Source organism: Bradyrhizobium sp. 44 (genome assembly GCF_023073095.1).
Classification (GTDB): Bacteria; Pseudomonadota; Alphaproteobacteria; order Rhizobiales; family Xanthobacteraceae; genus Bradyrhizobium.
The window spans coordinates 1,174,551-1,190,572 of record NZ_JADPIY010000014.1; the positions used below are offsets into that span (position 1 = coordinate 1,174,551).

A 16,022-nucleotide genomic window follows, 5' to 3' on the forward strand; every position below is an offset into this window, starting at 1 on the left:
TAGCGACCCAGCCTAACGGCCCCCTACTCGTTCCGCGCGATCGCCGTCAGCTTGGTCATGTTCCGCAGCAGGATGCGGCCACGCTGGAGATCGAGGATCGCTTCCTTGCGCCAGGCCTGAAGCTGGCGGTTGACGCTCTCGCGGGCGGCGCCGACGAAGACGCCGAGTTGCTCCTGCGAGATGTGCACCTCCGAGCCGAAATCGGCGGCGAGCGCGCAGAGGCGCCGCGCGAGACGAACCGGCAGCGGCTGGAGCATGGACTCTTCCATGCGCTCGCTCTGCCAGCGGATGCGCTGGCACAGCAGCGCGATGATCTTGATCCCGACCTTCGGCTCGCGTTCGAGGAAAGCGAGAAAGTCTTCGCGCCGCAGCACGAACAGCTCGCTGACTTCGCCAGCGGTCGCGTCCGCAGTGCGGCTCTGGCCGTCCAGCACCGCAACCTCGCCGAACAGGTCGCCCGGCCCCATGAAGTTCAGCGTCAGGCGGCTGCCGTCGGAGGCACCGGTCTCGATGCGGACCTGGCCTCGGCGCACGCCAAACAGCGCATCGCCCGCGTCGCCCTTCTGGAATAGCACCTCGCCATTCCCCAGATGCTGGGTGTGGCAGAGATTTGCCAGCCGCTGGAGCTCGTCTGCGCCGAGATCGGCGAACATCGCATTCATCTTGAGGATGACCGCAAATTCGGCCTGCTTGCTCATTTCAATGTCCTTGTGAATTTCGTTGGCAAATCGCTTGGAACCATCAACATCAGGATCGCGTAAAACCACGCCGGGGAAGTGTGCCATAAGTCACATAACTTTGCAGCACCCCCAGACTATTTTTACGTGCTTGGAGCCGCTTCCCGTCCCGGGATAAACTCAGGCGTAAAGGACGCGTGCAAATGACGGTCATCTGCCGGATTCGACGCCGGTTGTCCGCCGCTGGAAAGTCGACATGAGAGCCGTGAAATTCGCCGGCGCGGCTGTGGCCGCAATCGTCATCGTGATCGCACTCCTGCTGGTGGTCGGGATCCCCTCGGGCTTCCTGACGTCGACGATTGCCTCGCGGGTCGAGAGCGCGACCGGCTATCGCTTGTCGATCGACGGCACCATCAGAATCAGCCTGTGGCCGACGCTGAACGTGACGCTGAACGACCTCACGCTTGCCGACCCCAAGGACCGCAGCGGCATGACCCGCCTGACCATCGACAGCGTGCAGGCTGACATGTCGCTCTCGAGCGTCTGGTCGGGCCGCCCGAAGATCAGTGAGCTCGTCGTCACCCATCCCGTGCTCTACCAGCCGCTGCTGCGCGAGCGCCTGCCGAATGCCGGCGGCACATCGAAGCCGGTCGCGCTCGATACCGACGGCGCCGCCATCGACCGCATCAAGGTCACCGATGGCGAGATCGCATTCGCGCGCGTGCGCGATCGCGTCGAGAGCCGCATCAGCGCGGTCAATGCCGATGCGATCGTCGGTCGCGACCGCAAGATCAGCATCACCGGCACCGCACGGGTCGGCGAGCATCCGACCAAGTTCGACATCAAGGCGACCACGCCGGCGCCGCCGGCCGACCGACCAACCATTCCGGTGGATTTCGCCATCGACATGCCGGACGTGCTGAAGTCCCGGCTCGCGGGCCATGCCGAGATGCGGCTGAGCGGCGATGTCGTGATGATCAACGGCCTGAATGGCACGCTCGGCGATGGCGCGTTCAACGGCTGGGCCTCGGTCGATATCGCGAGCAAGCCTCTGGTCAAGGTCGATCTCGACTTCCAGCGGCTCGCGATCCCGCTGGCGAAATCGCCGGAAGGCGCGTCCGGGCAACCCTGGAGCGATGCGCCGATCGACGTGTCCGGGCTCAACTATGTCGATGCGCAAATCAGGATCTCCGCGCACGAGGCGGTGATCGGCGATGCGCGTCTCGCGCCGCTGGCGGTCGATGCAAAACTCGCCGGCGGCGTGCTGAAGGCCGGCACCGCCAATCTCGGCGCCTATGGCGGCCAGGTCTCGGGCGAATTGATCCTGGATGCGACCAGCGGCGCGCCGAGCTTTGCGATGCATTCCGACCTCGCCGGCGTGCGCGCGCTGCCGCTGCTCCAGGGCCTCGCCGAATTCGACCGGATCGACGGCAAGCTGCAGGCCAAGCTCGCGCTGCGCAGCGCCGGCACCAGCCAGCGCGCACTGATGGCGAACATGCAGGGCACGGCCTTCGTCAATTTCCAGGATGGCGCCATTCGCGGCATCAACGTCGCGCAGATGATCCGCTCGCTGACCTCGGGCACGTTGTCCGGCTGGCAGGCAAACCAGGACAACGGTCGGGAGCAGAGCACGGATTTGTCGCAGCTCTCGGCGTCGTTCCGGATCGACAAGGGCCAGGCGGTGACCACCGATCTCAGCCTGACCGGACCGCTGGTCCGCGTGACCGGTGCCGGCACGATCGCACTCGACACCAAGATGATGGGCTTTCGCGTCGAGCCGAAGCTGGTGATGACGACCGAAGGCCAGGGCCGCGCCGCCGAGCCGGTCGGCTTCGGCATCCCCGTGATGATCCAGGGCACCTGGTCGCAGCCGCGGATCTATCCTGACATGGCCGGCATGCTGGACAATCCGGACGCCGCCTATGCCAAGCTGCGCGAGATGGGCAAGGGCCTGTTCGGCGCTGATGGGGCTGGGCTCGGCAATATTCTGGGAAGCCTTGGCCTCGGGGGAGCCACCGCGCCGGGTGGCGGCAATGCGACCGGCAATGCCAATCCGCAAACCCAGCAGCCCGGACAGAACAACCCGCTCGGCGGCCCCTTGGGCGAGGCGATCGGCAATCTGATCCAGCAGGGACTTTCCGGTGGCGCGGGAAACGGCACTGGGACTGCCACCGGCACCGGCACTGCCGCCGGCCGCAGCCGCAGCCTGCCTGCAGCGCCATCCACATTGGTGCCGCAAGCTTCGCCAACGTCCCCCGGCCTGGAGGACCCGCCGGCGGCGCAGCAGGACAGCCAGCCGATGAACGACGTGCTGCGGCAGCTCTTTAACCGATGATTGCAGGACCAAAGCGCTGGACTCCCAGCCCTCCCTTGCCAAGCCATCCCCTTACATCGGCTGGCCCGGCGGCGGCTTCCTCCAAACGGATGAGACTGCGACAATTCACCATGCTTCCGCCTGCCCAGCGTCCAGGCGGGTAACCACACCGGCCGGTCAGGCGGCCCCGACCAGTCCCTTCACAGTCCGTTGGACCAAATTGTGCTAGAAGGCTCGCAGGGTCCGTCAGGCCCGTAGCGCCGGCGCCGATGGCGGCGCGAGAGGATCGGGATGGCAGGAGCGAGCGACAAGACACGGTTTCTGCGCGAGGGTCTGTTCGCCAAATACGTCGTCTCTCTCGTCGGCCTCGTCGTGTTCGTGCTCGCCGTCAACGGCGCGATGGAGAGCTGGATCTCCTACCGCGCCACCAAGGCACAGCTGACCGACGGTCTCGAGGACAAGGCGCAGGCTGCCGCGCGGCGGATCGAGCAGTCGATCTCCGAGCTGGAGCGCCAGATCAGCTGGGTGACGCGGGCGAGCCAGGACACGCTCGAGAAGCGCCGCGCCGACTACGCCCAGCTGCTGCACCAGGTCTCGGTCGTCACTCAGCTGTTCCAGCTCAACGGCGACGGCCGCGAGGTGCTGCGCGTCTCGCGCCAGTCGACCACGACCGGCAGCAACGCCGACCTCTCCCGCGACATGCGCTTCACCGACACCGTCGCCCGCGGCGTCAGCTACGCGCCGGCCTGGTTCTCCGACCGAACGCCGTTCATGTCGATCTCGGTGGCGCATTCCGGCTTCAACGCCGGCGTCACCGTGGCCGAGCTCGACCTCAGCTTTCTCTCCGAGTACCTGTCTGACGCCCAGGTCGGCAAGGCGGCCTTCGCCTATGTGGTCGATCCGCGCGGCCGCGTGCTGGCGACGTCGTCGAAGGGCCCCGACGTCGGCAAGGATTTGTCGAAGCTGCCGCAGGTCGCGGCCGCGGTCGCACCGGGCCACGAGCCCGACAATTCGGGCACCGACTTCAACGGCCATGCGGTGATGAGCGCGGCGAGCACCGTGCCGAAGCTCGGCTGGAGCGTGATGTTCGAGCAGCCGACCACGCAGGCCTTGATGCCGATCCGCGACCAGCTGGTGCGCATTGGGCTGCTGATCGGCATGGGCCTGCTGGTCGCGATCCTCGCCGGCACGCTTCTGGCGCGCCGCATGATCATCCCGATCACGGCGCTGCGCGACGGCGCGCACAAGCTCGGCGAGGGCGATTTCAGCCATCGCATCGAGGTGCACACCTCAGACGAGCTGGAAGATCTCGCCGGCCAGTTCAACCGCATGGCCGGCCAGATCCAGGAAACCTATTCGGACCTGGAGACCAAGGTCGAGGAGCGCACCCGCGATCTCGCGCAGTCGATCAACGAGCTCAAGGTGCTGGAAGAGGTCGGCCGCGCGGTCGCCGCCTCGCTCGATCTCAACGCCGTGCTGCCGACGATCGCCGCGCGCGCGATCGAGATCACCCATGCCGACGCCGTGCTGATCTACGGCTATGACGCGCAGGCGCGCCGCTTCAATCTGGTCGAGGCCAACGGCATCGACAAATCCGCCGACGGCGCCCATGTCACCATCGACGAAGGCCAGGATATCCTGAGCGATGCGGCCGGGAGCGGCGAACCGATCGCAATTTCAGATCTCGACCGGGCCTCCGAGCAGCCGCTGCGCGACGTCGCGATCGCGGCCGGCTTCCATTCGGTGCTGGTGGTGCCGCTGGTGGATCAGCAGGGCACGCTCGGCTCGCTGGTGGTGCTGCGCCGCGCCGGCGGCGAGTTCGCTCCAAGCATCATCGGCCTGATGCGCACCTTCGCCAACCAGGCCGTGCTGGCGATGCGCAATGCGCGGCTGTTCACCGAGGTCGACCACAAGGGCCGCGAGCTCGCGGCGGCGCACGAAACCGTGCAGCAGCAGGCCGCCAAGCTCCAGGAGCAGACCGAGCAGCTGCGCAACTGGAATCGCTCGCTGGAAGAGCGGGTCGAGAAACAACTCGGCGAGATCGGCCGCATCAAGCGGCTCGAACGTTTCCTCGCGCCGCAAGTCGCGCAGCTGATCGCCTCGTCCGACGGCCACGACGCACTGCTCGACAGCCACCGCCGCGAGGTCACCGTCGTGTTCTGCGATTTGCGCGGCTTCACCTCGTTCACGGAGGCGACCGAGCCGGAAGAGGCGATGAACGTGCTGCGCGAATATCACGCCGCGCTCGGCGAGCTGATCCACCGCTATGAAGGCACGCTCGACCGCTTTGCCGGCGATGGCGTGATGATCCTGTTCAACGCGCCGATTCAATTTGCCGACCATACCAAGCGCGCGGTGAAGATGGCGGTCGAGATGCGTGATGTGATTGGCCATTTGACCGAGAAGTGGAAGAACCGCGGCCACTCGCTCGGCTTCGGCGTCGGCGTCGCCATGGGTTACGCCACGCTCGGCCAGATCGGCTTCGAGCAGCGGCTCGAATATGCCGCGATCGGCAGCGTCACCAATCTCTCCTCCCGCCTCTGCGACGAAGCCAAGGCCGGCCAGGTCGTCGTCAGCCGCCGCGTCTACGGCATGGTCGAGCCCTGGGTCGAAGCCCGCGCACTCGACGATCTCGTGCTCAAGGGCTTCAACCACCCGGTGCTTGCGATGGAGATCCTGTCGTGGCGCGAGGAGGTCGAGAACGTGGTGGATGCCGCCGCGGCAAGGCGGCGCGGGTAGCCCAAACAAAAAACTGCGAAAACAACCCCATGCACAGTAGCCGGGGCCTGCAAGATCAATGGGTTACGCGGGCACGGAATTGGCCGGAAGCCGTTTGACTCGTCGGGCAAAACACCGGCAGGATGGCATCATCCCCACGAACCACATCTCTCGTCCTCGCGACTAACGATCGCCTCCGCGTCGAGGCGAAAGTCCGGATGGAGCCGACCTGTGGCGCTTGCCTTGCCGTCGCGTGCGTATGATTTGCAGATGCTGGACCGGCCCGCCGATCGCGCGCGTGATCATGGTTGGGTCTACGGCCTGCCGCCGGGCATCACGAGCAAGCAATGGCCGCTCGACCCAGTCACCGGGTTTCCTCTGATGCATGGTTTTACACTTCTGCTGCCGAAGGATTATCGCGTACACGGCGAGGATATCGTCGCGGTGTCGTTCTTCGCTACCGCACCAGATCACAATGACGGCGGGGCACCCGACGATCCCGAGATTCGCGAGGCCGTGCTGGCGCGACCAGCGCATCCGCGGCTTTCGCGCATGACCGACATCCTTGATTACGAATATGCCGCGCTGCTGCTGACGAAGCATGAGTACGAGGGCCCGTTCGCGACGCCGCCCGCGCCGCTTCCGCTTGCGACGGCGGAGCGGCCGCGCTGGCTCGATGTCGGCGGCGCCAGCGCTTTCTTCGAATCCGCGGCGCCTTACGCGCAGAAGATGTTCGCCGGCCCTCCGCGGGGTGACCTGGCGGAGAACCTCGCGATCGCCTTGATGCCGCGCGCGACCGATCCCAATGCCGGCAAGGCCCCGCAGGACCCGCACCTCCCGCGTAATCCGCCGAGCGACTATCAGTCCTACTACTACTTTATCGACGGCGTCCCGACCACCGAGAATTTCCGCTCGCACGACTGGGGCAAGGACCACGCCCACAACCATCTCGGCGGCACCATGCGGCCCTGCCAGGCGGTGCCTGAGATGAGCCCGTTCTACATCGAGTTCGAGGAATATTTCGGCGGCTACAATTTCGGCAGCGGCAACGCGCAGCTCGACTTCAAGGACATGAAGTTCGAGTGGGCCTGCGGGTGATCACACGCCGCGCTTCGGCCCGATCGCCTCGAACCCCGCCTTCTGCTCGTCGCTTAAGTCGGCCTCGAAATCGTCGAGCGCGTCACTGACGCCGTTCACCGCCTGCAGCATCGTCTCCAGCCGCGCCTTCGCGGCGGTGAGGCGGGCCTGTGGTGTCGGTGCGGCCTGTGACGGACAGGCGCTCAGCGTTTCCATGGTGCGCAGCGTAGTGTCCTGGAGCACGTCGAGGCGCGCGCGGGCGGTGTCGTCGAGCTTGAGCGTGGAGGCGATCTCGGCCGCGGGCCATTGCTGCTGAATGAGCTGCTCGTATTGGCGCTGCAGCTTCTCGTCGTAGCGGGGATCGCTGTCCGCCTGGCAGGCCGATGCCGCCTGGGGATTCTTTTGCTGCATCGCTGCAAGCGCGGCGCGGCGGTCCTTGGCCAGGCCGTCGAGCTTGGCTCTCTGGTCGTCGTCGAGGAGATCGACGAATTTTGCCAGCGAAGGTGCGACCGCGTCCGTCGCCTTGATCATGGCCTCGATGCGCTCGCGCATCAGGCCGAGGCGCTCCATCGCCGTCGCGGGGACCTGCGCCGGACAGGCGGCGCGGATGGTGTCGCGCGCGGATGCCCACGCGGTCGCGAGCTCGTCGAGCGCAGTGCGCTGCAATTCATTCGGCTGCACGATAGCGGCAATGCGATCGACCGGCAGGCCGCCGGTGTCGCTGGCATCGCAGACAGTCTCCGCGGTCGGGACTCGCCGTCCGCGCCGTCCTTGCGGCGCGGTGTAGGCGGCAAGCTCGGTGGCCGCATAGGGTGCGAAGATCGCGGCATAGATGTCGCCATAGCCATAGAGCGAGAGGCTGGTCGCATCGCCGAGGATGATCGCGGTGGTGAGGTCGTCATGCGCGAACGGCCAGAACACCGGGCCGACCCAGCCGTAGCTGCCGTCGGGGTGGCGCCACCAGCCTTGGGGACGGCGGCCGCCGTGCCAGCCCGACAGCGCGGCTTGCGCCGTCATTGCGGCACGGAGGACGTAAGGATTCGCAGGCTGGCCGCGCTCTGCGCCGCGAGGATCTTGCGACCTCAACGCTGCGGAGCGGTATCGGCTGCCCCGCACCGCCATGCGGGCATGGCGCAAGCGAGACATACCGATCATGTGGCCGACGGCAAAGCGCGCAACACCGAGCGGGCCGCCGCGGAAGCCGAACTGCGCCTCGGCGCGACTTGGCAACAGCACCGCCAGAATCACGAGGGTTGCGCCTGATAGCGCCAGCCCCAGCCTTGGCCTGAGCGCCAAGCGTGATCTCGACATGACCACTGACCTGTCCACCTTGGCCCTCCTCCGGCGCCAAGCGCGCATCGCGTCGCATCACAACGACGCGCGAGGGAACCAAATGTTCCGGAAGCGCACAGGGCAAAGCGTCGCAACGCGCACCGGGCAGAGCCGATGCGCCGTCACTCCGCCTTCTGCGGCAGCACGAAGGTCTGGCCGGGATAGATCAGATTGGGATTGTGGATCTTGGCGCGGTTGGCGTTGTAGATCACGGCAAAGCGGGCGCCGTTGCCGTAAGCGAGCCGGCTGAGCGCCCACAGGCTGTCGCCGCGGGAGATTACCCGGCTGCCGCCTGTTTCCGCCGGTGCACCACTGACGATTTCCGCCGGCGAGGCCGATGCAACGGTCGTGGCCGCGGGCGCCCGCGCCATGACCCCCGACCCGCCCTTTGGTTTCGGTGCGCCCATCAATCTCGGCCGGGCCGCAGGCCTGTCCGATAAAGATGCCACCACATCCGACTTGTCGTCGGGCTTCTCGGCCGTCGCTTCCTGCTTCGTCTCTTGCCTCGCGGCCGGTGTAGGGCGCGCGGGCGGCGGCGCGGCTTCGGCGATCACCACCGGCATGCTGCGGCCGGATTGCGTGACGGTGCCGTCAGGCGATTTCGCCCGCAGGGTGAGCTCATAGGAACCGGCGGGAAGCTGCGGCGGCGTCATCACGAATTGGCCCGACGCATCCGCCACCACCGTGTCGAGCGGCTTGCCGTCGCGCAGCAGCTCGACCTTGGCGCCCGGCGTCGCCTGGCCCGCGATCACCGCCGCCTCGCCGTGGTCATCGACGCGCGCGACGTCGAAACGGGGGCCGGTATCGGCAACCGCCGGCGGCGGCTTGACCGGTGCAAGATCGGCAAGCGCGGCCGTGACCTGCTTCTGGGTTTCAGCCAGCGCACCCGCCTTCGGCTCGGGGGCCGGCGCCGGAGATGCAGCTGGTGCCGGCGGCGCGACCGCGGCGAGCTTGGGCTCTTCCGGCTTGAGTTCCGGCTTGGATTCGACCTTGGGCTCGACCTTGGGTTCCGGCCTGGCGGCGATGTCGGTCTTCGCCCCTATCGGCAGCAGGCGACGCAGCTCGGTGGGGCCGATCACCAGCACGGTGCCGCCCACCGCGAGCAGACAGAATGCAATGAAGGCCTTGGATGCGGTCACCATCGGAAACGAACCTTGATCAGGAAGAACCTTGCAAATCAATCGAGCCGGCAAGTTGCGCCGTTTTGGCCACGGCAGCAAGACGGTCGATAGGATGATGAGCCGGCGCCGGGGATGAACCGGCGCACCCCCGCCAGCGTCAAATGATCGAGGCCGCATCGCGGTATTTTTCTCGAGGAATTTTCACCGTGAACGCATTTTGCCGTCCCGCACAATTGCCGGTACTTGGGCTGGTGGTAGGGCTCGCGCTTGTCCCGACGCTGGCCGCAACTCCGGGGCTCGCCGCTTCCGGCCCGCCGCCGGATTTCATCCTCACCGGCAATGCCGATCTCGCCTTCACCTCGCCCGACGGCGCCACCGGGATCGAGCAGTACATGAAGGACAGCGGGGATTTGGACGTCAAATGGCAGGCCTGGGCGAGGCGTGGCGAACAGATGACGGAGCTGAAGCCCGAGCAGGGTTACGGCGCCGGCTTCCGCTTCACGCCCGACTCGCAATGGCTGGTGCGGATGCAGAAGACCGGCTCCGGCGAGCAGGACCTCTATCTCTACCATGTCGAGAAAGGCGCCTTCGTCAGCGCGACGAAGACGCCGTTCAGCGACTTGGCCTGGGCCTATTTCCACAGCCGCCCGGACACCGGGAAGATGAAGCTCGACTACCACATTTCGGCCAATCTCGTGAAAGGCATCGAAGAGGCTTATCGCGGCCTCGGCGTGCACTGGCCGGACAACCGTTACCTCGTCATCTCGCTGTCGGGTGAAATGGACAAGCACCCGAAGAACGTCGCCGTGAAGGGGTTGGCCGACTGGCGCTGCCGCTATGATCTCAAGACCGGGACCTTCGACGTGCCGGCGATGTTCGCCAGGACCAATGCGGAAGCGTTGCGATGGGAAATCCGACGCTGAGGGAACCCTGGCCCACCGCGCCTTCAGACAGCGATGGAACCAACCCTCTGATTACGCTCCGATTCATGGTTTCCTAACCCTTACTGGTAACGCGGTCTTGTCGGTTTTGCCGCATCTTGCATCCCACGGGAGGGCTGCATGGGCACATCGATCCGATGGAGCGCGCGCATGCGCGCGTTGCTGCGCCGTTGGCGCGGCGCGCCGCTGACATGGCTGATCGCAGGCGGCTTCGTGCTGATGGCCGCAATGGCGATCGGCACCGCGCTCACCGTCGACCGCTTCCGGCAGAATGCAATCGAAAGCGGCCGCGACAGCCTTGAGAGCGCGGTCCGCTTGCTCGCCCGCCATTTCGACCGCGAGTTCGAAGACTTCGCGGTGCTGCAGAAGAGCATCATCTCCGAGCTCGAAAGCCACGGCATCGAATCCGCCGATGTCTTCCGCAGCGAGATGGGCACGCTCGCCGTGCACGAAGTGCTGCGCGCCAGAGCCAGCGGCTGGTCGGACGTTGCCGGCGCCAATTTGTTCGACGCCAAGGGCGTGCTGATCAACTCGTCGCGGCGCTGGCCGGTCGCCGATGTTTCGGTCGCCGACCGCGGCTATTTCAATCGCCTCAAGAACGATCCGGCTTCGCAGGAAGAGGTCGAGGTGGTGCCCGGACGGTTGGGCAGCGGACCGGCGATCGTGTTCGCGCGCCGCGTCTCCGGTCCTCACGGCGAATTCCTTGGGCTGGTGTCGCGCGCGATCGCGCCGGACCAACTCGAATCCTTCTTCGCCTCGAGCGGGCTCGGCGAGGAATCCTCGATTGCGATGCACCACCAGAACGGCCAGTTGCTCGCGCGCGTTCCGCATGTGGACGCGATGATCGGGCAAAATTTCCGCAATGGAACGCCCGAGCAGATGGCGGTGTTCGAGCGCACCTTCGTCACGACCCAGCTCGCAAGTCCGATCGACGGCAAGGATCGCATCGTCGCCGCACGCCTCCTGACCGGCGAGCCGCTGGTCGTGGTTGCGACCAGGTCGCTGGATGCGACGCTGGCGACATGGCACACGCAAACCAAATTCTTCGTGGCCGTAGCCGTGCTGTCGATCGGCCTACTCGTGCTCACGCTCTATTTCATCTTCCGCCAGATGACCCGCCGGCTCGCCGTGGAGAAGCACCAGCTCGACACCGCGATGAACACGATGACGCAGGGTCTCCTGATGTTTGACCAGGACGAGCGGCTGATCGTCTGCAACCGGCGCTACATCGAGATGTATGGCCTATCGGCCGACGTGGTGAAGCCCGGCGCGTATTTCCGCCAGGTGATCCAGCACCGCCACGACACGGGTTCGTTCCACGGCGACGTCGATTCCTATTGCGACGGCATTTTGGGCAATGCCGGGCAGACGCAGAGCACGATCGTCGAGACCTCCGATGGCCGCCTGATCGAGATCAAGAACCAGCCCGGCGCCGCCGGCGGCTGGCTCGCGACCCATGACGACGTCACCGAGCGCATTCGCGCCGACGAGCGCATCGCGCATATGGCGCATTACGACGCGCTGACCGACCTGCCCAACCGCGTGCTGATGCGCGGCCATCTGGAGCGGCGTGTCGCGGAGCTTGCCCAGGGCAAGCCGTTCGCGATCCTCTATATCGACGTCGACGAGTTCAAGGGCGTCAACGATTCGCTGGGACACGAGGTTGGCGACGAGCTGCTGCGCCAGGTCGCGAACCGCCTGCGCGCCTGCATCAGCGGCAACGACATGGTGGCACGGTTGGGTGGCGACGAATTCGCAATCGTCAAGGCCGGCACCCGCGACGTGGCCGAGCTGACGGCGCTGGCCGAGCAGATCCTGAAGGCGCTGCGCGCGCCCGTAAACTACAATGGCCAGGAAATCCCGACCGATGCCAGCATCGGCATCGCGATCGCGCCCGACCACGGCGACAATCTCGACGATTTGCTCAAGCGCGCGGATCTCGCGATGTATGCGGCGAAATCCGAGGGCCGCCGCACCTTCCGCGTTTTCGCGCCCGCATACGACGCCAAGGCGCGGCTGCGCCGCCAGCTCGAGTTCGATCTGCGCCAGGCGCTGGCCCGCGGCGAGTTCGAGGTGCACTACCAGCCGCTGGTCGATCTTGCGGCCAACGTGGTCACCGGCTGCGAAGCGCTGCTGCGCTGGCACCATCCGGAGCGCGGCATGGTCTCGCCCGCCGACTTCATCCCGGTTGCCGAAGAGACCGGATTGATCGGCGAGATTGGCGAATGGGTGCTGAGACAGGCCTGCACCGAGGCCGCCTCCTGGCCCGGCGACATCCACATCGCGGTCAATGTTTCACCGGTGCAGTTCCGCTCGCGGACGCTGGCGCTGAAGGTCGCAGCCGCGCTCGCCGAGTCCGGTCTCGCACCCGGACGGCTCGAGCTCGAGATCACCGAGACGGTCCTGATCCGCGACGACCAGGAGGCGCTGACGATCCTGCAGCAGCTGCGCGAGCTCGGCGTGCGCATTGCGCTCGACGATTTCGGCACCGGCTATTCGTCGCTGAGCTATTTGCATCGCTTCCCGTTCGAAAAGATCAAGATCGACCGCAGCTTCATCTGCGACATCGGCCAGTCTGAAGATTCCTCGCCGATCGTGCAGGCGGTGGTGCACATGGCCGCCGCCCGCCACATGGCGACGACCGCCGAAGGCGTCGAGACGGAAGCGCAGCGCGCGGTGCTGCTCCAGCTCGGTTGCAGCCAGATGCAGGGCTGGCTGTTCAGCCCGGCCGTGCCGGCGGCGAAACTGAAGCAGCTGTTGTCGGCACAGGCGGCCGCGGCCTAGCGCAGCCCGGTCATCGCCGTCGCCTCCGTTTGGAGGATTTGTCGCCGAGCCGGGCAAGGCTTGTCCGTCTTGAAATCCAACCGTTCCACGCCACGAGCGTGCCCGATCGCGACATCGATGTGGCGGCCGTGTGGCGGCCTGCGCCCTTTTCTCACAAGCACTTCTCCTCCCCGGCCGCTCACCGTGCGTTCGCGAAAGCGCGGGCCGGCTTGGAGCAGGATCGGACAAAGCATGGCGGGTTCAGGAAATACGCACCGCAACCGCGGCGCATAGAACACGCGCCGTTCCGTACAAATACGGACGACTGATCGAAAGCCCGAGCTGATCAGCAGGAGCCACACCATGACCGGGAACACTGCACTCATGCGCAATCCCTCGCACAAGGGCTTGCCGCCCGCACCCGACGCACAGCCTGACGACCGCTCGACGTCCGAGCGGCGCGCCGCCGACGGGGAGATGGCGCGCGTGCTCAGGACCCAGCCGTTTCGCATGGCGCTGGACTCCTCCGGTGCCGGTATCGCGCACTGGAAGCATGATCCGCTGCACGACATCGTCGAGCCCATGCGCCACCACGTGATCATGGCGCATAAAGGCGTGATGCAGCGCATGGAGCGGCGCTCGGGAAGATCGATCGCGATCGGCACGTTTCGTCCGGGAGTCGTGAACATCGTTCCGGAAGGGTCGAGCTCCCGATGGGACATTCCGAAGCCCGTCGACGTCGTGCAGCTTTACCTTCCCGACGCAACGCTGCAGCGCATCGCCGGCGAGGCCGGGACCGCCGGGCCCGCCGAATTGATTGAGCGAACGGCGCATCCCGACACGATCACGTCCCGACTGCTCCTGAGCGCGGCGGATTCGCTAGAGAGCCATGGCGTCCTTGATACGCTATTCCGGCATCAGCTCACGGATCTTCTGGCCACGCGCCTTTTGACTGCGCATGCAGGGTCGCCAACCACGTTCCAGCCGACCATGGGCGGACTGGCGCCGAAGGTCCTGCTCCGTGCGATCGAACGATTGCGCTCCGACAGCGAAGCGGACGTCTCGCTCGATGCGCTGGCGTCCGATGCAGGTTTGTCGCGCTTTCATTTCTGCCGGTCCTTCAAGGAGAGCACCGGGCTGTCGCCGCATGCCTGGCTTCGCCAGCACCGGCTCGAGCAGGCCATGAACATGCTGCGGGAGAGCGACGAATCGATCGTCTCGGTCGCCGCGGCGCTTGGTTATTCCTCGCAGACCGCCTTCGCCGCGGCATTCAAGAAGCTGACGGGCGAGACGCCGAGCGATTGGCGCAGGCGCGTGCGTTAGCAGCAATCTCTCGACAGCGACGGCAATCGCGCTGGGGCAACGGCAAATCGGGTCGGCTACATCATCTCCATGTCCAGACCAATCGAGGGAGACCAAAGATGACCTGGAAAAATTTCGTCAGTCGACGGTTGATCTCATCACGCCGCCGGAGCCTTGCAACCGCGACCTTGTACGGACTCTCGCTGGCCGTTCGCTTCACGTCGGCGACGGGCGAGGAAGTGGAAATTCCGGCTTACAACATGCACCCGGCACAGCCGCCCGTTTCCATCATGATCCGAAATGGCCCCGGGCTTCCCTATCAGGACTGGAGTCGAGGTGAGCTTCAGCCCGTCGTCTTGGGCTACGGCCAGCCGCCGAGATCGGTGATGGCACGCTGCATCGGGCCCTAAGCCAGCGACCCAACCCACCCACGCGCCGACGCCGGCCGCTGCCCTGAACGCAGCAGCGCGGTCGCGCGGGTCTTTCGAACAGCAACCAAGGAGAAAATCCATGCGACTCGTCATCATCGGCGCCGGCTTCGCCGGCATGTACGCCGCCCTTTCCGCAGCGCGACTGCGCGACATCCGGGGCGTCTCGCCGCAAGATCTGCAGATCGCGCTCGTCTCACCGGAGCCGACGCTGGTGGTCCGTCCGCGGCTCTACGAGCCGAAGCCGGAAACCCTGACGGCCCCGCTGCTCGAGGTCCTCGAGGCGATCGACGTCGACTACATCCAGGGCAGCGCCGAGACGATCAACACCGAGGCCCGAACGGTGCAGATCACGCCCGCAAAGGGCGCGCGAAAGACCTTGTCTTACGATCGCCTGGTCGTGACCACCGGCAGCCGGCTATTCCGTCCGAACATTCCGGGCCTCGCCGAGCACGGCTTCAGCGTCGATTCGCTCGACGATGCCGTTGCGCTCGACAAGCATCTGCATGGCCTCGCGGAGCGGCCTGCCGTGAACGGACGCAACACCGTCGTCGTCGCCGGCGGCGGCTTCACCGGGATCGAGGCGGCCACCGAAATACCGGTGCGGCTGCGCGAAATCCTGGGCCCCAATGCCAGGACGCGCGTCGTCATCGTCGATCGCAACACTGCGATCGCACCCGACATGGGTGCAAGCGCCCGCCCCGTCATCGAGGAAGCCTTGCGCAAGATTTGCGTCGAGACACGGCTCGGTGCCGGCGTCGCCGCGCTCGACGAGACCGGCGTCACCTTGTCCAGCGGTGAGCACATCGAAACCGAGACGGTGATCTGGGCGGCGGGCATGCGTGCAGCGCCGCTGACCGGGCAGATTCCCGCCGAGCGCGACAATTTCGGACGGTTGCTGGTCGATCGCTGCTTGCAGGTGCCAGGCGTTCAGGGTGTCTTCGCGGCCGGCGACGCAGCACGCGCCGCCTGCGACGACGAGGGCAATTACGCACTGATGTCGTGCCAGCACGCCACGCGAATGGGCGCCTTTGCCGGCAACAATGCCGCGGCCGAATTGCTTGGCGTTCCGACCAGGCCCTACCACCAGAAGGCCTACGTCACCTGCCTGGACCTCGGCGAAGCCGGCGCGCTGTTCACACGCGGATGGGAGCGCAAGGTCGAGCTGGTCGGCGACGTCGCCAAGAAGACCAAGCGTGAGATCAACACCGTCTGGATCTATCCGCCGAAGGCGGAGCGCGCCCTGGCGCTCGCGTCGGCCGATCCGGAACGGGTGACCAGCCTCTAGCGCACCAAGCGATCACGGCTGCGCACTCCCCCGGCGGCGCTGCCTGCTCAACCACCAGCCG

General features: G+C 66.2%; 12 protein-coding genes. 8 read left to right on the top strand and 4 right to left on the bottom strand.

Going from position 1 to position 16,022, the window contains the following annotated elements; all coding sequences use genetic code 11:
- Positions 1–23 precede the first annotated feature (23 nt).
- The gene (locus tag IVB41_RS16385; protein ID WP_247432731.1) at positions 24–698 is read right to left on the bottom strand and encodes a Crp/Fnr family transcriptional regulator; all 675 of its coding nucleotides are present in this window, start codon (positions 696–698) and stop codon (positions 24–26) included.
- Positions 699–933: 235 nt separating this feature from the next.
- On the opposite strand from IVB41_RS16385, the gene IVB41_RS16390 reads away from it, so the two are divergent.
- From IVB41_RS16390 to IVB41_RS16400, 3 genes are all read left to right on the top strand, one after another.
- Positions 934–3,012: an AsmA family protein gene (locus IVB41_RS16390; protein ID WP_247432734.1), complete on the top strand. Its 2,079-nt coding sequence runs from the start codon at positions 934–936 to the stop codon at positions 3,010–3,012.
- A 270-nt stretch (positions 3,013–3,282) separates the two neighbouring features.
- Positions 3,283–5,730 carry an adenylate/guanylate cyclase domain-containing protein gene (locus tag IVB41_RS16395; RefSeq protein ID WP_247432738.1) on the top strand — a complete coding sequence of 816 codons (2,448 nt, stop codon included), beginning with the start codon at positions 3,283–3,285 and terminating at the stop codon, positions 5,728–5,730.
- A gap of 249 nt (positions 5,731–5,979) precedes the next feature.
- The gene (locus IVB41_RS16400; RefSeq protein ID WP_247432741.1) at positions 5,980–6,807 is read left to right on the top strand and encodes a hypothetical protein; all 828 of its coding nucleotides are present in this window, start codon (positions 5,980–5,982) and stop codon (positions 6,805–6,807) included.
- Here the strand turns inward: IVB41_RS16400 and IVB41_RS16405 are convergent, their stop codons facing one another.
- Both IVB41_RS16405 and IVB41_RS16410 read right to left on the bottom strand, forming a co-directional pair.
- The gene (locus IVB41_RS16405) at positions 6,808–8,097 is read right to left on the bottom strand and encodes a Spy/CpxP family protein refolding chaperone (RefSeq protein WP_247432744.1); all 1,290 of its coding nucleotides are present in this window, start codon (positions 8,095–8,097) and stop codon (positions 6,808–6,810) included.
- A gap of 143 nt (positions 8,098–8,240) precedes the next feature.
- On the bottom strand, positions 8,241–9,260 hold the full coding sequence (locus IVB41_RS16410) for a LysM peptidoglycan-binding domain-containing protein (RefSeq protein WP_247432747.1): 1,020 nt from the start codon (positions 9,258–9,260) through the stop codon (positions 8,241–8,243).
- 185 nt (positions 9,261–9,445) lie between these two features.
- Here IVB41_RS16410 and IVB41_RS16415 point away from each other — a divergent pair, with 185 nt between their 5' ends.
- Positions 9,446–10,162 carry a hypothetical protein gene (locus IVB41_RS16415; RefSeq protein ID WP_247432750.1) on the top strand — a complete coding sequence of 239 codons (717 nt, stop codon included), beginning with the start codon at positions 9,446–9,448 and terminating at the stop codon, positions 10,160–10,162.
- Between the two features lie 138 nt (positions 10,163–10,300).
- On the top strand, positions 10,301–12,964 hold the full coding sequence (locus tag IVB41_RS16420) for an EAL domain-containing protein (RefSeq protein WP_247432753.1): 2,664 nt from the start codon (positions 10,301–10,303) through the stop codon (positions 12,962–12,964).
- Here the strand turns inward: IVB41_RS16420 and IVB41_RS16425 are convergent.
- On the bottom strand, positions 12,961–13,329 hold the full coding sequence (locus IVB41_RS16425) for a hypothetical protein (RefSeq protein WP_247432757.1): 369 nt from the start codon (positions 13,327–13,329) through the stop codon (positions 12,961–12,963). The two genes, IVB41_RS16420 and IVB41_RS16425, sit on opposite strands and share 4 nt — an antisense overlap.
- Here IVB41_RS16425 and IVB41_RS16430 point away from each other — a divergent pair.
- From IVB41_RS16430 to IVB41_RS16440, 3 genes are all read left to right on the top strand, one after another.
- Complete coding sequence (locus tag IVB41_RS16430; RefSeq protein WP_247432760.1) at positions 13,307–14,266, top strand: AraC family transcriptional regulator; 960 nt, start codon at positions 13,307–13,309, stop codon at positions 14,264–14,266. The genes IVB41_RS16425 and IVB41_RS16430 overlap by 23 nt on opposite strands.
- 98 nt (positions 14,267–14,364) lie before the next feature.
- On the top strand, positions 14,365–14,655 hold the full coding sequence (locus IVB41_RS16435; RefSeq protein WP_027568351.1) for a hypothetical protein: 291 nt from the start codon (positions 14,365–14,367) through the stop codon (positions 14,653–14,655).
- 100 nt (positions 14,656–14,755) lie between these two features.
- Positions 14,756–15,961: an NAD(P)/FAD-dependent oxidoreductase gene (locus IVB41_RS16440; RefSeq protein ID WP_247432763.1), complete on the top strand. Its 1,206-nt coding sequence runs from the start codon at positions 14,756–14,758 to the stop codon at positions 15,959–15,961.
- The last annotated feature ends 61 nt before the right edge of the window (positions 15,962–16,022 follow it).